At 56.3% G+C, this 19,080-nt stretch carries 12 protein-coding genes; 5 read left to right on the forward strand and 7 right to left on the reverse strand.

Annotated features, from left to right (window positions below; genetic code table 11):
• The first annotated feature begins 11 nt into the window (after window positions 1-11).
• From N2M06_RS08475 to N2M06_RS08485, 3 genes are read left to right on the forward strand one after another with little or no spacing between them, the layout of a single operon-like run.
• A complete protein-coding gene (locus tag N2M06_RS08475) occupies window positions 12-1,316 on the forward strand; it encodes a hypothetical protein (RefSeq protein WP_346350534.1) in 1,305 nt (434 codons plus the stop codon).
• The gene (locus N2M06_RS08480) at window positions 1,316-4,822 is read left to right on the forward strand and encodes a hypothetical protein (protein ID WP_346350535.1); all 3,507 of its coding nucleotides are present in this window, start codon (window positions 1,316-1,318) and stop codon (window positions 4,820-4,822) included. The genes N2M06_RS08475 and N2M06_RS08480 overlap by 1 nt, the downstream gene beginning before the upstream one ends.
• A complete protein-coding gene (locus N2M06_RS08485; RefSeq protein ID WP_346350536.1) occupies window positions 4,806-7,397 on the forward strand; it encodes a DUF3962 domain-containing protein in 2,592 nt (863 codons plus the stop codon). Before N2M06_RS08480 ends, N2M06_RS08485 begins: the two co-directional genes overlap by 17 nt.
• Window positions 7,398-7,429: 32 nt before the next feature.
• Here the strand turns inward: N2M06_RS08485 and N2M06_RS08490 are convergent, their stop codons facing one another.
• From N2M06_RS08490 to apbC, 3 genes are all read right to left on the reverse strand, one after another.
• Window positions 7,430-9,361: an AsmA family protein gene (locus tag N2M06_RS08490; protein ID WP_346350537.1), complete on the reverse strand. Its 1,932-nt coding sequence runs from the start codon at window positions 9,359-9,361 to the stop codon at window positions 7,430-7,432.
• 106 nt (window positions 9,362-9,467) lie between these two features.
• Window positions 9,468-10,049, reverse strand: a complete 582-nt coding sequence (gene dcd / locus N2M06_RS08495; protein ID WP_019933773.1) for a dCTP deaminase — start codon at window positions 10,047-10,049, stop codon at window positions 9,468-9,470.
• A gap of 63 nt (window positions 10,050-10,112) precedes the next feature.
• Window positions 10,113-11,183, reverse strand: a complete 1,071-nt coding sequence (gene apbC / locus N2M06_RS08500) for an iron-sulfur cluster carrier protein ApbC (protein ID WP_346350538.1) — start codon at window positions 11,181-11,183, stop codon at window positions 10,113-10,115.
• Between the two features lie 140 nt (window positions 11,184-11,323).
• Between apbC and metG the strand changes: the two genes are divergently transcribed.
• Window positions 11,324-13,357, forward strand: a complete 2,034-nt coding sequence (metG, locus tag N2M06_RS08505) for a methionine--tRNA ligase (RefSeq protein ID WP_346350539.1) — start codon at window positions 11,324-11,326, stop codon at window positions 13,355-13,357.
• A 246-nt stretch (window positions 13,358-13,603) separates the two neighbouring features.
• On the opposite strand, the gene N2M06_RS08510 is transcribed toward metG, so the two are convergent.
• From N2M06_RS08510 to pabB, 3 genes are all read right to left on the reverse strand, one after another.
• On the reverse strand, window positions 13,604-14,986 hold the full coding sequence (locus N2M06_RS08510) for an L-serine ammonia-lyase (protein WP_317075561.1): 1,383 nt from the start codon (window positions 14,984-14,986) through the stop codon (window positions 13,604-13,606).
• Between the two features lie 150 nt (window positions 14,987-15,136).
• Complete coding sequence (locus tag N2M06_RS08515) at window positions 15,137-15,700, reverse strand: CoA pyrophosphatase (RefSeq protein ID WP_346350540.1); 564 nt, start codon at window positions 15,698-15,700, stop codon at window positions 15,137-15,139.
• Window positions 15,697-17,073 (reverse strand): aminodeoxychorismate synthase component I, encoded by a 1,377-nt coding sequence (gene pabB, locus N2M06_RS08520; RefSeq protein ID WP_346350541.1) that lies wholly within the window; start codon window positions 17,071-17,073, stop codon window positions 15,697-15,699. The genes N2M06_RS08515 and pabB overlap by 4 nt, the downstream gene beginning before the upstream one ends.
• 124 nt (window positions 17,074-17,197) lie before the next feature.
• Between pabB and N2M06_RS08525 the strand changes: the two genes are divergently transcribed.
• Complete coding sequence (locus tag N2M06_RS08525; protein ID WP_019933779.1) at window positions 17,198-18,718, forward strand: fumarate hydratase; 1,521 nt, start codon at window positions 17,198-17,200, stop codon at window positions 18,716-18,718.
• 75 nt (window positions 18,719-18,793) lie between these two features.
• On the opposite strand, the gene yccX is transcribed toward N2M06_RS08525, so the two are convergent.
• Window positions 18,794-19,066, reverse strand: a complete 273-nt coding sequence (gene yccX / locus N2M06_RS08530) for an acylphosphatase (RefSeq protein WP_346350542.1) — start codon at window positions 19,064-19,066, stop codon at window positions 18,794-18,796.
• Window positions 19,067-19,080 lie beyond the last annotated feature (14 nt).

Raw genomic sequence — 19,080 nt, forward strand, 5'->3', positions numbered from 1 at the left:
AGTTGAGCGTGATGGCTTCCACCCACTTAATCTTTGCCGAGCAATGCCAGCAGCTGTTTGCCGAGCAGCTCGGCCATGGTCGTCGCTGGAAATCCGCCTGTGCCCGGGCATTGCAAATCAGCAGGGCCACCTTGTATCGCTACCTCAACGGAGACTCGGCGATACCAAGTGATATTCAGCAACGGCTGGAACAGCTCAGTGGCCCTTCCCCCTCAGTCATTAACACAGAGCAACTGGTGCGCATTTATGCCTCTGCTCTGGTTCAAATACAGGACTTAATAGACGAGCAGGGTTATCTGAATGCCCCCTACCCGCCATTGTTAATACGGGCATTCAGCCTTTCTGCAGCCCATAACATCGGCACAAACACCATACATTGGCCTACGGATCTGCAACAACTCATTACTCGGGCACAGCAGCCCCTGTACGAGTGGGTCAGCGATATGAGCTGGGATGAAGAACACACCTTTTTCAGCGCCTGTCTGCTGGAAGACTCAGGTATTTCCATTGCATGCCGCAGCCTGGCGGTAGAGGGGCATAACCCTGAGCAGGAGCTGGAAGAGAATCAGGGGTTTGCAGCGTTAATACGTCTGTGCAAAGCGCAAGCTGATGGTGAGCAGCTCTATCGCACCTGGCGACGCATACTGATTGAACACCCGCTTATTGATGCGGCAAGAGTGCTGATCACTCACCCGGATCTGGTTAACACAAACGAAGTGGCTCAGATGATCAACACGTTTTATCAGCCAGTACACGCTTCAATGTGCCTGCAGGGCAAGCTTCCTCTATGCAGTATCTCGGGTACCATTTTGTGCCTGAAAAACCATACCGGAGACACGCTCAGCTTTAGCACCGAATGCCGGGAACCAGAGGCCATTCGCCTTGCCGGCAGCGGCTGTCATGACTCAAAGCCCTACCACCCCGGCATGATGTATCTGCGTCGTCCGTTCAGAACCTTCTGGGCATTGCCGGGGCGAGCCGAGCTGGCGCTGGCACAAGGGCTGGAAAACATGGGCTGGCAGGTCACATTGTGGCCGGGTCTGGACAGAATGGATCTGCTGGCATGCTCCCCTCGCGGCCGCAAGATAGCGGTTGATGTAAAGGACTACTTTTCAGCACAGAAGCTGGCAGCCCGTTTTAATGGATTCAAGGAATATACCGGCACCCATGAGTGTTATCTGGTGATCCCTGACTATTTGCTGGAAACAGACAGTCGGTTTGAAGCACGGTTCAACGCTTTCAGATCAAGCTACGGCAAACAGCGGGTCACACTCAGCACTGTCTCCGGACTACTGGCCAGCCTGGAGGACACTTGATGAGAACTGATCTGCAGTTTATTGATGAGTACTGCAACGCACTGGCGCTCACCGAGCCCGCAGCTGCCAGACTTAATCAGCATCATTTACGTACCCTGGCCCTCACCGAGCTGTGTTTTGTGGTGCTGAGCGAGTACTTGCCAGAGCAGGATATTACCGCCGTACCCGCTCTGATGCTGGGCTACCCTTCGCTGGTTGCCGGTGCCACCGCTCACCCGGCACTGGCCAATGCGCTGTGTAACCTGCGTCATTTATGTGGCCGCTTCGGCTCGGTGGCGGTATGGTCCGATAACTGTCGCCACTACCGTGAACAGCCCGCCACACTGCGCAGCTTTGATATCACGGAGAACAAGCCCACACTTAAACAGTTTGCTCACCCCCGAGTGCTGACCTTGCTGCACCAGACCCTGGCAGGTGCCGTACCCTGGGTAATACGAGACATCAAACTGGCCTCTCCCGGCAGCGCCAGAGTCAAAGTAAATAATGGTAATACGGTATATTCCTATCAAATTCCGGTGACAAACATAACCGCGGGCTCTGTTCAGCAACACGCACTGTCTCCCCGCCATGAACGCCAACCTGTTCGCATTAAGTTAAGCGAGCTGATAGCCGCCGCCAAAGACATAGATAGCACCGAACGCCAGCCCGACTGGCCAGCCAGTTTGCCGCCCCTTCGGCTCGAGCAACGTCTGCAGCAAACACTCAACCTTAAAAGCCTGTCGAATGATTTTTTTGATGGCGACACTATCACCCTTAACGGGAGCACACATCTGGTAGGTATGTTGTCATCAGGAAAGTCAACGCTGGTAATGGCGTTATTGTTTGCCCTGACCAAAGGGCAGCAGCCAAAGCGTATTGCCATGATAGTAAATGACACTATTCAGGGTGCCACGCTTTCCTCAAGGCTGAAACGGCACGGCATTCGCGCTACTGTATTATCCAGCCTGCGCCGGCGTGAAACGCACCTGGATGCTATTCACTGGCAGCAAGGCCAGCGACATACCGGCTGGGCCATATCCTCCCTGGGAGATCTTGCCTCCAGTTTCAGCGTGTCTTGCCCGCTGGACGGCATGCAGCCTGAGTCTCCCCCCGTGGTGCGCGGAGAACGCAGCCGCCGCTTTCCCGATTTTAGTGAAAAGCCTTGCCATAACCTGCGACAAACAACGCTTTCTGATCACGAAAAAATCTCTGCTGTCCAGTCACAGCAACAGGACGGTAAAGCACATTCCTGCCCGTTATGGGCCCAGTGTCCGGCACAATCGCAGCAGCGTGATGCGACAACCGCCCAGGTACTGATCATGACATCGGCAGCATTTGCATATATGAGCCCGGATAAATGGACCCGGGCAGAGCATCTGACCCTGCCGGAACTACTGCAATATGATATTGATTTGGTCATTGTGGATGAGGCAGATGCTGTTCAGGCAAGTCTGGATAACGCCTTTGTGCCCAGCACCGCCATTATGGGCAGCGCCCCGGATGTGTATATTCCTGTTATTGGCATGCGAACTTCAGAAAAAATCAGGGAAAAAAGTGGCCTGCAGTATCGCAACGCCACTGCAACCCGCTGGCATAACAACTTCCACGTATTTTCCAGGTTAATCGGCACGCTTTATGCGCTGCTGCAACGCGAACGCGCCAGCCTGTGCAAGGTCTACCAGAACACTCCCTTTACCGCCGCCGGCCTGCTGTATGGCCTCTGGCGCGAGATTAACCCTGTCAAAAATACCGCCGGCCACCAACAGCAGGCCGAGCAGGACTTTCAGCAGATTATTCAGGTAGCATCAGCCATTTCTTCAGCACTGCCCATTAATACCAGCACCATGGCATCACGGCAGCCATCGTTTTTATTTACAGATACCGGCTATGAACAAGCCGCCCATGCATTGCAGGCCATTGCCAAAGATGTATTGCTGCACGATCACGTTGAAGATCTGACCACACAAATAGAGTTACTGCTGAATACCGAGCTGGCCGTGTTCTGCCTGCCCGCCAGCCAGTCTGTGGTCACACGAAGAGAAAATGCGCTGCGCTTGTTACTGGCTGTGATTGCCGAACTGGCACTGTCTTATTATAACTGGCTGATCAAGGCTCAGCCGGCGGTGGCCGAGGACTTTGGCCTGAACGACGAAGAGCTGTTTACCAAGGCCAATCATCTTATTCGGCATTATCGCAGCCTGTTGCCCATGAACCCGTCCGGTGCCATTTTTGGGCTGTTATACGACGAGCCCGGCCAGGATAAGTTCGACCGTCAGGGAGGACAACTCACCCTGATCAACCATCTGGGAGTAGGCAGATATTTGCTGACTCACTTGCATCAGTTGCTTGCGGCCGAAGGGCAAGTCGGCCCCAATGTGCTCATGCTGTCGGGCACCAGCTGGGCAGGTGGCAGCCATACCGATAATGCATCTCCGGTGTTCGATGTACAGGTGCCGGTAAAGGGCATTTTGCTGCAGCCCAACGCTGAGCTGGACGCCATTGCACACTCTACCTTTGCGCTGGTTCATTTGCCCCGCCAAACTGGCCAACAGGTCAGGGTATCGGGCACCAGCCCCGAAAGACGCCGGGATAATCTGACCTTTATTGCTCATGGCCTGGCATCCAATGCCGATGGCATTACGCTGCTTGAGCAACAGTGGCAGCGGTTGGAGCAGCAATGGGGAGCGTCATGGCTGCATAACAGGCGGCGGACATTACTGGTGACCAACTCTTATGCCGATGCGGCCCACACCGCAGATCAGCTCAGACAATGTCTGGATAAAAACGGTTTTGGTGACTGGCGTGTCTATTGCCTGGTGAGAGATAAAGCAGATGAAAGCTCGTCGGATCAACGCCCCCAGCTGGCCCGCCCCCTGCCTCGTTCACTGATAGAGCAATTTGGCAACACGCCGGAAAAATCCGTGCTGGTGGCCCCCGTGCAGGTGGTCTCCCGAGGCCACAACATACTGAACTCAGCTAATAAAGCGGCCATTTCAAGCATCTATTTTCTGCATCGCCCTCATCCCCGTCCCGATGATCTGTCGGCGGTTACCGGCCGGCTTAACCGCTTTGCCATTGCCCAAATCAATCAGAGCAGTGAGCACCTGTCCAAAACCGCACCACTGGCAGAAAGAGCGCGAAGAATGCGCAATAAAGCCACACACATTGTGCGCCTCAGCCTGGACTATCGCAGCCAGTATTCAGGGCTTCCCGCCACTTACAAAGCGCAGTTTGCCTGGAACCTGCTGGCTCCGCTCTGGCAAACCACCGGTCGTGGCATTCGCGGTGGTTGCCCGGTGTTTGTTGGTTTTGTGGATGAACGGTTTGCCCCTCATTCTTTTGAGTGCATCGACAATAAACCCGACACACCTGGCTCCAGCGTACTGGTACAAATGATCAAACAACTGCAACAGGCCATGGATCCTCGCTGTAACCCTAACGAGCACGACATAGCCCGGCTGCTTTACGAGCCTTTTTATCTCGCCCTGAAACAGACACAAGGACTGCAATATGGCGATCTCAGTTAACAGCCTGCAGCTGGCCGCCTGGACGCCAGCTGCATCATTCAATGCATTGTCGCTTACCTGCTTCACCATGCCCATGTCTGCTCATCAGATGCTATTGCAATGGCACCGGCTTCAAAGCCGCTCCGCAAAAACCTGGCCATCTCAGGCACTGAAAGGACTGGATGAAGTGCTGGCCTTGCTGGTGCCGGATCTGGCCATGGTAAGAAGAAACAAAATCGATGGCTACCTGCAACTGTATTTTCTCAATGACCGCACACAAGATAACACCCTGCGTGACGCCGTGTTCAGCGCACTGTCATTGTGGCTTGGCATTCTTTATGACAAACAGCCGGGCAGTGCGCGTGCAGAGATTGCCGCTAGCGCGCAACACAATGAGAACTGGCACATCATAGACGTGAGTCTGGCCACAGAGCAGCATGCCGGTGCCTGCGCCATGGCAAAAGATACCCTCGCCTTTGATGCTCTGGTGAGCTATGCCAATCATATATTGGGCGGTAAAACACTGGCATTCCGATCGGGAGAAACAAGAACCTTTGTTCCGGTGACCGCTCATTCTTCTTCGTTATTTTATGGCCTGGAGCTGGTGGCTTTTCCACCAAGCCAGGACTCGGTAAAGAAGCACTGTTACTGGTCTGAGGCCATTAGCCTGACAACAGCCACTTTTCCAGAACGTGAAGGCATTCACCTGCTGGCTCGCCCGTCCATTCGCAACTGGGGTCCGGTTGACTATCCGTCTTCCTATGGTGGTAATGCCCGCAGTATGGATATGTTTATTCCGGATGAAGCCGGCAACTACCGGCATACCTCGCTGAAATACTATGCTCAGCAAGAAAAACACAGCAGCCACAAAAGCATTGAAGCCCGCTGGAAGCACAAACAGGATGCCCGTATTCTGGCGCTGATTAACCGCCTGACCGGTAGTAAGCACCACGAACAAAGCGAGTGTATCGTTCCCATTATTCAGGATCAGAGCATTTGGTTACTCCCCCGGTTAAGCCATGGTGCCGGAGATCGCTTTTTTGCCGGAGGCACCGGAGTGGGCTGGCCAGACCGCATGGATATTACTCACTCCCTTAATCAGCACCTGGAGCAGGCCGGCTTTTGTCAGACCGGTACCATGCAGCGTGTTACAAAAAGAAAACGTCTGAACAAACCCTTTCGGGAAAACAATGCCAGCCAGCTGCGTCGCCAACGGGTGCTGGATACGCTCAACCATCTTGAAACCGGCCTGCAGCAGCTGACCCTGTATTTATTTCAGCGACAGGAAAACACGCGCTCTGTGGTGATGAATGAATTGATCACACTGTTGGGCCAACCTGAAAACAGCACAAACACTCAATTACGCTGGCCCGATGGCTTGTGTATTAACCTGGTCTCTCTGGCGGCCGGCCCCTTGAGTGAACAACTGCCCACAGCCGAGCTGAGCGAAGAAGAAAAAACAGGACGCACTCCGTCTCAAATTAAGCAGATACTCAACGACAGGCAAAAAACACTGAACCGGCAAACAGAACAAACCATGATGCAATATATTGGAAGCGTCCTCGACACTTCCGGCTCCGTTGCCTGTGCTGTGCTGGAAATGAACAGCAGCTTGCGGGGTAAAGCCTGTGACCCTTACGTTTTTTCCCGCCGGGCACTGGCAAAGCATCATATTCTGCCCCAGGTAATATTAATTGAAGAAACGATGCCGGCTGAAAAATACACCATGGCGGTGCGCGATTGTTTGCGTATGCTGGGGGTGGTTCCCGCCGGGCTGAATGACACAGATCCGGCACCGGCGGCCCTGACCGTAATACAACAAAACCGCCATATCACCGCCGGCCAAACCATGCCTGCCATCACACTGCCGCTGGCGGCCAGAGTAGTTAACCACTGCCTTGAATGCGCCTTGCCGCAAGCCGATGGCACACCGCAATGGCAGCCCTATGCAACCGCGTTATTAACGGTGCTGACAGGCAAGTTTGAACCGTTTTCGCGCACTGAAGCCGATAACAACAATAAACGCTTTGAACGCTTCTTTGAGCAGGCACTGCAACAAATTGATAAAAACGGCCCCAACCTGGTGCAAACCAACGTCAGTCATATCGGCCAGCAATGGGCAAGCCTCACCAACAATAAACTGGCCTTTGATAAACTTCAGTTGCTTAATCAAACTGTCACGTCCAGCCAGCTGCCCAATACCCGGCTGGTGCGGCTAAACAGAGATGAACACAGAATACCGCTACATTTTCATAAGGGAGAGCAATTGGATGTATCCGGTTTGTTTGACTGGGAAGCTGCGTCCCGCACCTTCTATGGCCTCAAGGTTCCGGCGCAAACCATGATCCCGCACAAACATAATGCCGGGCTATCGCGCCATGACAACGGAGAGCACAAATACAGTGCCCGCAACATTCGTCAGCTGGTGCGTCCGGAAGAAATATGCGTGGTCTTTTGCCAGCCACAGGACGAGCCACAAACGCTGGCGTTATATACCCACAGGTTGCGCCAGCTGCATGTGCAGTATAACGAGGATACCAATCAGCCGTTTCCGCTGCATGAGCTGGACGCCATTGGAAAAGGCCTGTCTTTTTAAAGACAAAGCCCGGCTGCCGCCGGGCAGAGTAGTTACAATCCCAGCTTGTCAAACAGACCGGGCAGTTTTTCGTTGATTTTGTCGCCAAGCTCGTCGCCGAGTTTTTCGTTGAGCTTGCGCTTGACCCGCTCGGCTTCCTTGCTGGCTTTTTCTTTCAGGTAAAGGTCAAACACCTGCTGCATATCCAGGGTGTAGCGCGGCTGCTGATAGGTGCCGCTTACCCGCAGGGGCACGGTAATATTTTTCAGCTCATCCAGTGATTCACCGTCCTGGCCCTTGAGCGTGCCTACAATGGCGGTGCTGAACAGCACATCGAGCGTGCTGTCCAGCAGGCTGGTTTCACCTTCGCCTTTTACCCGCAGCAACGGAGATGCCAGGTTCAGGTTTTGCGTGCTGACCTTACCTTTGCCGATATCAAAGTCGGCAGTCAGGGCGCTGAAATCGGTTTTCTGAGGCTCATTGTCGTTGGGCACCGGCAGCCCCTTTACCTGGGCATAGCCCCGGCGGATCATGGCGGCAATGTTGACCCCGCGCAGGGCACCGTCGGCAAATTCCACCCGGCTGGTACCGGTGAGACTTTGTTTAATGGCCCGTTCGGTCAGCCCGCGCCCGGCCACATTCAGGGCCACACTGGCGCGGCCTTCGAGAGAGTCAATACCAGCGGCGTCATTCAGCAGTTCAAAGCCGTTTACGTTTTGCAGCTGCGTATTGAGCATAAAGCTTGCAGGGTTACGGTTGGCATTCAGGCTCACCTCGCCCTGCAGGGAGCCTTGATACAGGCTGGCGTTAATGTCGCTGGCAGTGGCCTTGCCGTCCTGCACTTTTACCTCAAGAGACACGCCCTGCATTTCCATGCCCTGCACGTTAAGCAGATCGGCTGCGAGCGTACCTTGCACATCGAGCTTGTTGAGAATGGACAGATCCGGCTCGCTGGCAGCCACCGAAGGCGGTAACTTGGCCGAAGCATTATCTGTGCTGGTGGCCGCACTGTCACTGCCGCCCTGCTCGCTGCTCCACTCCGCACTCAGCTGCTCCAGATCCAGCAGCGGTGTGTGCAGATTAAAACGAATCTCGGGAATTTCCGGGCCGTGATCTACCTGCAGCTCGCCATCCAGGGTCAAAGAGCCTGCCGACATAGTGACGTTGGTAAAACCGGCCTGCTTGCTGGTCATGTCATAGGCCAGATTGCCGCTGAGCGTCAGCGCTTTATTACCGGGCACAGCACGGCCGGTCACGCCGGCGTTCAGTGTCAGGTTATCCAGACGCAGCCGGTCATATTCCGGTGCCAGCCAGAGTGTTCCGCTGGTGTTAATACTGGCCTGTACTTCATCGGAGAACAGGTTGCCGGACAGCGTCAGCGGCACCTCCTGTCCCGGCGCAAATTGGTCAAGGCTGATATTTACCCGGTTAAGGCGAGTGAGGGTGTCGGAACGTTCGTCCTGGAGCAGTACTTCCGCATCGGTTACCTTTATACCGGCCAGACTGACAAACTGCAGCTCACGTTTGGGCCCGGCTTCGCTGGCCTGTGCGTCAGGAGCTGGCGCGGTTTGGGGTTCGGCACTTTTTTGGCCCAGATTACGCAGATCATCCAGGTTGGTGCTGCCATCTTTGTGGGTAATAAGGTGCAGGCGGGCATTGCTGAGCACGGCCTGACCCACTTCCAGCCGGTTATCAAGCAAAGGTTTGAGCGCCACATCCAGGCTGACTTCCCCCACCGAGAGAGTGGCGCCCTGTTCAAAGCCGGGCGGGTTAAGCAGCGATGTTTTGCCCAGGGTAAACCCCACCGAAGGAAAAAAGCGCCAGCTTAAGTCTCCTTCTATGACCAGAGTACGGCCGGTTTTTTCCCGGGTCTGCTCCACCAGCAGGCGTTTGACTCTGTCAGTGTCTACCAGTTGGGTCAGCGCCACGACCCCCAATAGCAGCAGCACCACCAGTGCCGCCAAGGCATATAGCCATTTTTTCATTATTTTTGTCCCGTTCTGTGCGTGTAAAACCAATAGTGGCCGTTCCCGGTAAAAACAACACTACTTAAAGCTGACGGCTTATAGCTTACAGCTCCCCCGAAGGGGGTCAGTCCTGATTTATGCGGCTGGCATCGGCACCTTGCTGAGATTTATATTTGGCGCTGGCGCGGCTCATGTAGGGGCGCTCGGCAGGGCCCGACATGGTTTCAAAATTCAGGGCACCAATCACCATCTGAGGGCGCAGAGCCAGGGGCAGTTTGCCGCTGTTATAAAACTCCAGCACAATGCGGCCACTCCAGCCCGGATCAATACGGTGCGCTGTTACGTGCACCATCAGGCCAAGGCGGGCCAGGGAAGAGCGGCCGTCCAGCCAGCCCACTATGTCGTCGGGCAGCGTCACCGACTCGTGAGTAACGGCCAGCGCCAGCTCGCCGGGGTGCAGAAAGAAGGCTTCACCGTCTGCAATAATGATTTCATCACTCATTACCCGGTTAATCTGCTCCTGCACCTGCCCTTTGGGGCCGCTCAGGTCAATGTAGGGCGCGGTATGATCCTGAAACACACGAAAGGCGTTGCCCAGCAGCACATCCACACTCACACCACTGATCCGCTCCTCTGCCGGGGCGGGATCAATCTTGATTCGGCCCTCGGCCAGATATTGTTTAATGTCCCGATCGCAAAGACGCATGACAACTCCTGAAACCTGAATAAAAGCCGGTGCACCCGCATGGCGCACCAGCAGCACTAATACTTATACCAGCCGGGTGTAGAGCGTGGTGGGCACGGTTTTGCCGGTAAAATACAGGCCGGCAGCCAGCCGGGCAGCCATATTGAGGTAGCGGCCAGCCACCTCACCTTCCGGATCTACCGTCATTACCGGCGTGCCGGCATCCATTTGCTGACACAGAGTGGCATTAAGCGGCATTTGGCCAAGCAAAGGCACGCCATGCTCGCTGCACAGATGCTCACCACCGCCTTCGCCAAACAGAGACTCCTTGTAGCCGCACTGGCTGCACTGGTGATAACTCATGTTCTCTACCACGCCCAGCACCGGAATATTGACCTTGCCGAACATATTAATGCCTTTTACCGCATCGGCCAGCGCCACGTTCTGGGGCGTGGTCACCACCACAGCAGCGGTGGTAGGCACCTGCTGGGCAATGGTGAGCTGAATATCACCGGTGCCCGGGGGCAGGTCAACCACCAGATAGTCCAGCTCGCCCCAGCGGGTTTCCCGCAATATCTGCTCCAGTGCCTTGCTGGCCATGGGGCCGCGCCATATGGTGGCGTCGTTGGCTCCCACCAGAAAACCAATGCTGTTGGCTGTTACGCCATGAGCGGATATCGGACTCATGGTTTTGCCGTCATCACTGGCGGGGCGCTGGCCGGTGACACCCAGCATCATGGGAATGGAAGGGCCGTACACATCCGCATCCAGCACGCCCACTCTCGCCCCAAGCCGGCTCAGCGCCAGCGCCAGGTTCACTGCCGTGGTGGACTTGCCCACGCCGCCCTTGCCGGACGACACCGCAATAATATTGCGCACACCGGCAATGGGCCTGGCTTCATTGGCATGAGCCAGAGACGCCACATCGGTATGCAGCTGCCAGTTAATCTGCTTTGCGCCGGCAATGGCGCACAGCTCGTCATTCAGGCTCTCAAGCCCGGCTTTGTCCGCTCCCACAAAAGGCAGCGTAAGCGCAATGGTTAACACATCGCCTTCACAGGTTATGCTGCGTACAAAACCGGCAGACACCGGATCCTGCGCCCAGAATGCGGGCTGAAAGCGGCTTAACCGTTGCCGAATTGGTTCAATATTCATTCAGTTAGGTCCAAATGAGAGGAGTAACAGCACTTTAGCAAAAGCACTGCGCAGGTAAAACGTTGCTGAAGAGTGTATATGCCAAAAAACTCGGGTAACATGCGGGGTCCCGTAAACTCAACTCTACAAAAATGGAAATTATGGCTACCGATCCACGTAAGATTCTCGTTACCTGCGCCCTCCCCTATGCCAACGGTTCAATTCACCTTGGTCATATGCTGGAGCACATTCAGGCCGATATCTGGGTTCGTTACCAACGAATGCGTGGCCATCAGGTCCATTTTATCTGCGCCGACGATGCCCACGGCACCCCCATCATGCTCAAGGCCAAACAGCTGGGCGTAACCCCGGAAGACATGATCGCCGCGGTGAAAAAAGAGCATGAACACGACTTTGAACGCTTTAATATCGGCTTTGATAACTATCACAGCACGCACAGCGATGAAAACCGTGAGTTTGCGGAGCTTATCTATACCCGGCTGAAAGAAAACGGCTTTATTGAAAGCCGCTCCATCTCTCAGCTGTACGATCCTGAGCAGAACATGTTTCTGCCCGATCGTTTCGTAAAAGGCACCTGCCCCAGCTGCAAGGCGGAAGACCAATACGGCGACAACTGTGAAGTCTGCTCCGCCACCTACACCCCCGCCGAGCTGATTAACCCCCGCTCTGCGGTGTCGGGTGCCACTCCGGTGATGAAAGATACCGAGCACTTCTTTTTTGATCTGCCTCAGTTCGAGGGCATGCTCAAGGCCTGGACCCGCTCCGGTGCCCTGCAGGAAGAAATGGCCAACAAGCTGGAAGAGTGGTTTGAATCCGGCCTGCAACAGTGGGACATTACCCGCGATGCCCCTTATTTCGGCTTTGAAATTCCCGATGCGCCGGGCAAATATTTTTACGTGTGGCTGGACGCCCCCATCGGCTATATGGGCTCGTTCAAAAACTACTGTGCCAAGCGCGGCGATCTGAGCTTTGACGATTACTGGAAGCCCGGCAGCGAGGCCGAGCTGTATCACTTTATCGGCAAGGACATTGTTTATTTCCACAGCTTGTTCTGGCCGGCCATGCTGGACGGCAGCGGTTTCCGCAAGCCCACCAATATTTTTGTGCACGGCTACGTAACGGTAAACGGTGCCAAAATGTCCAAATCCAAGGGCACCTTTATCAAGGCCGACACTTACCTTAATCATCTGGACCCTGAGTGCCTGCGTTATTACTACGCCGCCAAGCTCACCAGCCGCATTGACGATCTCGACCTGAACCTGGGCGACTTTGTGGCCCGGGTAAATGCCGATGTGGTCAACAAGCTGGTCAATCTGGCGTCCCGCAATGCCGGCTTTATTGCCAAGCGCTTTAACGGTGAACTGGCCGCCGAGTGTGCCGAGCCTGAGCTGTATACCGAATTTGCCGGTGCTGCCGAGCGCATTGGTCAATTTTACGAACAGCGTGAATATGGCCGTGCCATTCGCGAGATCATGGCGCTGGCCGACAAGGCCAACCGCTACGTGGACGACAAGGCACCCTGGGTGGTGGCCAAGGAAGAAGGCAAAGACGCCGAGCTGCAGGCCATCTGCTCTGTGGGCATTAACCTGTTCCGGGTGCTTATGACCTACCTGAAGCCGGTGATGCCCAAGCTGGCCGAGCGCGCCGAAGCCTTCCTCAACACCGAGCTCACCTGGAATGCCGTGAGCGCGCCGCTTACCGGCCACACAGTGACCAAGTTCAAGGCGCTGTTCAGCCGCATGGAATCTGACAAGATAGACGCCATGGTGGAAGCGTCCAAAGAAGATCTGGCCGCCGAGCAGGCCAAGGCAGCCCCCACCGGCCCGCTGGCGGACGACCCCATCAGCGACACCATCAGCTTTGATGACTTCGCCAAGGTAGACCTGCGGGTGGCGCTGATCAAGAAAGCGGAAGCCGTGCCCAAGGCCGACAAGCTGCTGCGCCTGGAGCTGGACCTGGGTGGCGAAAGCCGTCAGGTGTTTGCCGGCATCAAGTCGGCCTACAGCCCGGAAGATCTGGAAGGCAAACTCACCGTTATGGTGGCCAACCTGGCCCCGCGCAAAATGCGCTTTGGCATGAGTGAAGGCATGGTGCTGGCCGCCGGCCCCGGCGGCAAGGATCTGTGGATCCTGGAGCCGCACACCGGTGCCCAGCCCGGCATGCGCATTAAATAACCCCCTTCGGGGAGCTGGAAGCCGTCAGCTATCAGCTTTAAGTGGCGCTGTTTGTAGGTGGCGCTTTAGCTGGCGCACAAGAACTGCAGCGACTATATTGAAAAAACATGCTGCGCACGTTCTGCCGACTAAAGTGGCAGCTACCTACAGCTCCCACCGCAGCTCTCCAGCATCATACAAGAAGCCCGGTTAAAAACCGGGCTTCTTGTTACTTACCGCTGACAGCTTATAGCTTATAGCTTGATATCAGCATTCAATAATGTTCACTGCCAGGCCGCCGCGGGCGGTTTCCTTGTATTTGGTTTTCATGTCTCTGCCGGTGTCGCGCATGGTTTTAATCACCTTGTCGAGAGACACCTTGTGCTCGCCGGTGCCGCGCAGGGCCAGGCGGCTGGCATTAATGGCCTTTACCGCGCCCATGGCATTGCGCTCTATGCAGGGCACCTGCACCAGACCACCCACAGGATCGCACGTCAGGCCCAGGTTGTGCTCCATACCAATTTCGGCGGCATTTTCAACATATTCAATGGTGCCGCCCACCACAGCAGTCAGCGCACCGGCAGCCATGGAGCAGGCCACGCCCACTTCGCCCTGGCAACCGACTTCGGCACCCGAAATAGAGGCGTTTTCCTTATAGAGAATGCCAATGGCCGCGGCAGTAAGAAAATATTGCACCAAAGCGTCATCGTCCACCGGCTGCACGAACTTGTCGTAATAATGCAGCACCGCAGGCAGAATGCCGGCGGCCCCGTTGGTGGGCGCCGTCACCACCCGGCCACCGGCGGCATTTTCCTCGTTTACCGCCAGCGCAAATAAATCCACCCACTCCATCACGCTTAAGGGATCCTTATTGTAATGGGCTTCGCTCACCAGCCGGCGATGCAAAGAGGGTGCGCGCCGTTTTACCTTGAGGCCACCGGGCAAAATGCCTTCGGTTTTACAGCCTCGTTTTACGCAGGCCTTCATCACCTCCCAGATCTCCCGCAGGCCGGCAACCACTTCTTCTTCACTGCGGTTTACCTTTTCGTTTTCCATCATAAGGCCACTGATGGACATGCCGTTTTCCCGGCACAGCTGCAGCAGCTCATTGCCGCTTTTAAACGGAAACGGCACCGGCCTGGCGCTGGATTCGGCCACGGCGGCCGCCTTGGTGTCGGCAAACTCCTCCGCTTTCACAATAAAACCGCCGCCAATCGAGTAGTAAGACTGCTCCGCCAGCACCTTATCGCCCTCAAAAGCGCGGCAGGTCATGCCGTTGCTGTGCAGCGGCAGGGTTTTACGGCGATGAAACACAATGGCACCGGAGCGGGGAAAGGCGGCAGGATGAGTCTGATTCAGCACAATTTCCTGGCTGGCTTCTACTGTTTGCAGAAACTCGGGGATCATGTCTACGTCCACGGATTCGGGATCAAAACCGCCCAGCCCCAGGATCACTGCCTTGCCGGTGCCATGGCCAATGCCGGTCTGGCCCAAAGAGCCAAACAGCTCTACTTCTACTCGTGTGGTACGAGTAAGGGTGCCCTGCTCCGCCATGGCCTGCACAAAGGCATGGGCCGCCCGCATGGGGCCTACGGTATGGGAAGATGACGGGCCGATACCGATACTGAAGATGTCAAACACGCTGATCATGGCAACTCCGAACACTGAACGTTTGAAACAGCGACGCCAGCGGCAATCGCTCAACTATTATTGAACGATTGTAGGTTTATTTGAGCTTTAACCCAACAACATTTTAACAAACCAACGCAGAAACATAGACTTTGTGATAAGGATCGCCGGTCAGCGCGCCACCTGATGGGCAAACTGATGAATGACAGACGCGGTAATGCCCCACACCCACAGGCCTTTCCAGCGAATAAACACCACTCGGTGCAGCCTGCCCCGCCGCTGCTGGCTCAGCACATGGTGATGGCGCAAGTCCAGCAGATAATCCAGCGGAATCCGGTAGAGCTCGTCCACTTCATCGGGGTTCAGCACAAACTCCGGCTGCCCCTCCACCAGCCCCACAAAGGGCGTGAGCGCAAAACCGGAAATGGTGTACTGGGCTCGCAGCCGCGCCAGCTGCCGGCAGCGCGCCGGCGGCAGGCCAATCTCTTCTTCGCTTTCCCGCAGGGCCGTGTGCCACAGGCTGGCATCTTCTTTATCTACCCGGCCGCCGGGAAAACTGATTTGCCCCGGATGCTGACGCAAATGCCGGCTGCGCCGGGTCAGCACCAGCTCTAACCCTTCCCGGCCTTCCAGCACCGGCATCAGCACCGCTGCGGGCCGGGCATGACGGGGCCAGCCGTCATCAGGCTGTGGCGGCAGCAGATTAATGCGGGTGATCAGCTCATCCAGGGTCATAGCTTTTCCAGCACGGGTAAAATGCGGCCCAGTTTATCGAACAGCTCCTGATATTCGCTGGCCTGCTCAGAGTCGGCCACCACGCCGCCGCCGGCCCAGCAGTAAAGCCGGTGCTGCTCTGCCAGCAGGGTACGAATAGTAATGCTGGTGTCCATGCGGCCATGAGCACTGATATAGCCGATACTGCCGCAATAGCCATGGCGCCGGTGCGGCTCCAGCTCTTCAATAATCTCCATGGCGCGTATTTTGGGGGCACCGGTAATGGACCCACCGGGAAAGGTCGCCGCCAGCAGATCGGTGCCGCCGAGCCCGGGTTTCAGCTCGCCGGTAATGGTGGACACCAGATGATGCACCGCCGGAAACGACTCAATGGCAAACAGCGACGGCACCCTGACACTGCCCGGCACACAGACCCGGCCAATGTCGTTGCGCAGCAGGTCCACTATCATCAGATTCTCGGATCTGTCTTTGGGCGCTGCGGCCAGCTCCTCGGCCAGTTGCCGGTCCTGCTGCGGGTTTTGGCCTCTGGGCCGGGTGCCCTTGATGGGTTTGGTTTCTATTTGTTGGCCTTCCAGAGCAATAAAGCGCTCAGGCGACAGACTTAAAACAGTGGTATCCGGCAGCATCATAAACGCCGAAAACGGCGCTTTATTATGTTCACTGAGCGCCTGATAGGCAGTCCATGGGCTCCCTTCAAAAGGCGCATCAAAGCGCACCGTCAGATTTATCTGATAGCAGTCACCGGCGGCCAGATAGTCCTGCACTTTATTAAAGTTGGTGCCATATGCTTCACGGCTCTGATTGGCCTGCCAGGGGCCGGCCAGCTTAAAGGCCCGAGCCTCTGGCGCACTCAGGCCCCGCCACCAGGCCAGCTTTCGTTGCAGTGCCGCCTCATCGCCCAGCACCAGCAAATGAGCTTGTTCGGTTTTACGGTCTATCACCCAAGCCCAGTCATACAGGCCTACTGCCATATCGGGAGTGGCCAGCTCGTTAATGGCGCGCTCGGGAATACGCTCCAGCCGCCGGCCCAGATCGTAACCAAACAGCCCCAGGGCACCACCGGCAAAGGGCAGATGGGCCAGTTCCTCTGGTAAGGTCACCTCACCCAGCAGCCGCTGTTGCCAGGCTTTAAGCAACGCAAAGGGGCAGTCACTGCTGTGCTCTGTGCCATTGGCATGGGTAATGGTGGTGCTGTTCCCTCTGGTGACCAGGGTGGCCACCGGCCCGGCACTGATAATGTGATAACGGCTGTCACCGGCCAACGGCGAGGCCGACTCCAGCAGCACCGACCAGGGCTGGCTTGCCAGAGGAGAGAAAAAGTCACGCACCGGGCCGGCAAAGGGCTCGCTGTGTATGTGCAAAGGCAGTCCCATTATGTAATCCACTCGACAGTTTTGGCATTACGCTCAGGCTCCGGCTGGTCAGCCGGGGGCGCGCAAGCGTATCATAGCGCCGATTATAACAACTCAAAGCCAGCCGATAACCCATGAGGAAGCCATGAGCATTATCAAAAAGCAGGACTTTATCGACTCCGTTGCTGACGCCCTTCAATATATCTCTTATTACCATCCGCTGGATTTCGTGCAGGCGCTGGAAAAAGCCTACGAAAAAGAGCAGAGCCAGGCCGCCAAAGACGCCATTGCGCAAATTCTGATTAACTCCCGCATGTCGGCGGAAGGCCACCGCCCCCTGTGCCAGGACACCGGCATTGTGACCTGCTTTGTAAAAATCGGCATGCAGGTGCAGTGGGACTCGGATATGACGGTGCAGGAAATGGTGGATGAGGGTGTACGCCGCGCCTACTCCAACCCGGATAATCCGCTGCGCGCCAGCATAGTGGCTGACCCCGCCGGTGCCCGCAAAAACACCAAAGATAACGCCCCCGCCGTGGTGCATATCGACATGGTGCCCGGTGCCGAAGTGGAAGTGGCCATTGCCGCCAAGGGCGGCGGCTCCGAGAACAAGTCCAAAATGGTGATGCTAAACCCGTCCGACGACGTGGTGGAATGGGTGCTGAAGACACTGCCCACCATGGGTGCCGGCTGGTGCCCGCCGGGCATGCTGGGCATCGGCATTGGCGGCACCGCCGAAAAAGCCGCCGTGCTGGCCAAGGAATCCCTGATGGATCCGGTGGACATTCACGAGCTGATCGAGCGTGGTGCCGACACCACCGAAGAAAAACTGCGTCTGGAAATCTTTGAAAAGGCCAACAAACTGGGCATTGGTGCACAGGGTCTGGGTGGCCTTACTACCGTGGTGGATGTGAAAATCAAGACCGCGCCCACCCATGCCGCCTCCAAGCCGGTGGTGATGATCCCCAACTGCGCCGCCACCCGTCATGTGCACTTTCATCTGGACGGCTCAGGCCCTGCCGAGCTGACTCCGCCAAAACTGGAAGACTGGCCACAAGTCACCTGGGAAGTGGGTGAAAACGTGCGCCGGGTCAACCTGGATACCGTCACCCGCGACGACATTCAAGACTGGAAAATGGGCGAAACCCTGCTGCTCTCCGGCAAGCTGCTGACCGGCCGGGATGCGGCTCACAAGCGCATTCAGGACATGATCAACAAGGGCGAGCCCCTGCCGGTGGACTTTAACGGCCGCTTTATCTACTACGTGGGCCCGGTGGACGCCATTGGCGACGAGGCCGTGGGCCCAGCCGGTCCCACCACCTCCACCCGCATGGACAAGTTCACCGACATGATGCTGGAGCAGACCGGCCTGATGGGCATGGTGGGCAAGGCTGAGCGTGGCCCGGCCACCGTGAGCTCCATTCGTGATCACAAGGCCGTTTATCTGATGGCCGTGGGCGGTGCCGCCTATCTGGTGGCCAAGGCGGTGAAAAAAGCGAAAGTGCTGGCCTTTGAAGACCTGGGCATGGAAGCCATCTACGAGTTTGAGGTGGAAGACATGCCGGTCACCGTGGCGGTCGACAGCGACGGCAACAACGCCCATGAAGCCGGCCCCGCCATCTGGAAAGCCAAAATCGAAGAGCTGGACCAGGCGCTTAAAGGCTAAACACAAGCTGGAAGCGCGAAGCTGAAAGCCGGAAGTTGTTGTGCCACACTTCCGGCTTCAAGCTTCCAGCTCTTGTCATCCGGTTTCAAATCCGCGCACACCTGTGGGGGCAATGTCGTTTTCTTCCAGCCCCGTCACATTTGCGCTGTCGGGCCCCTTGCGTAACCAGGCGGTTAACTGCCGCACGGCAGGGGCCTGCCCTTCTGCCAGCACTTCCACTCTGCCATCGGGCAAATTACGGGCATAACCACTCACGCCCAGACGCTCGGCCTCGCACTGTGTGTAATAACGAAAACTCACTCCCTGCACCCGACCGCTGACCCAGATTTTTCTGGCAATAATGCTCATGGCTTCGGCTCCTT

It is taken from the genome of Oceanimonas sp. AH20CE76, from assembly GCF_039654065.1.
Classification (GTDB): domain Bacteria; phylum Pseudomonadota; class Gammaproteobacteria; order Enterobacterales; family Aeromonadaceae; genus Oceanimonas; species Oceanimonas smirnovii.

Coding starts and splice junctions, on each gene's coding strand:
- N2M06_RS08475 (WP_346350534.1), top strand. CDS start 12: ATGGCTTCCACCCACTTAATCTTTGCCGAGCAATGCCAGCAGCTGTTT.
- N2M06_RS08480 (WP_346350535.1), top strand. CDS start 1,316: ATGAGAACTGATCTGCAGTTTATTGATGAGTACTGCAACGCACTGGCG.
- N2M06_RS08485 (WP_346350536.1), top strand. CDS start 4,806: ATGGCGATCTCAGTTAACAGCCTGCAGCTGGCCGCCTGGACGCCAGCT.
- N2M06_RS08490 (WP_346350537.1), bottom strand. CDS start 9,361: ATGAAAAAATGGCTATATGCCTTGGCGGCACTGGTGGTGCTGCTGCTA.
- dcd (WP_019933773.1), bottom strand. CDS start 10,049: ATGCGTCTTTGCGATCGGGACATTAAACAATATCTGGCCGAGGGCCGA.
- apbC (WP_346350538.1), bottom strand. CDS start 11,183: ATGAATATTGAACCAATTCGGCAACGGTTAAGCCGCTTTCAGCCCGCA.
- metG (WP_346350539.1), top strand. CDS start 11,324: ATGGCTACCGATCCACGTAAGATTCTCGTTACCTGCGCCCTCCCCTAT.
- N2M06_RS08510 (WP_317075561.1), bottom strand. CDS start 14,986: ATGATCAGCGTGTTTGACATCTTCAGTATCGGTATCGGCCCGTCATCT.
- N2M06_RS08515 (WP_346350540.1), bottom strand. CDS start 15,700: ATGACCCTGGATGAGCTGATCACCCGCATTAATCTGCTGCCGCCACAG.
- pabB (WP_346350541.1), bottom strand. CDS start 17,073: ATGGGACTGCCTTTGCACATACACAGCGAGCCCTTTGCCGGCCCGGTG.
- N2M06_RS08525 (WP_019933779.1), top strand. CDS start 17,198: ATGAGCATTATCAAAAAGCAGGACTTTATCGACTCCGTTGCTGACGCC.
- yccX (WP_346350542.1), bottom strand. CDS start 19,066: ATGAGCATTATTGCCAGAAAAATCTGGGTCAGCGGTCGGGTGCAGGGA.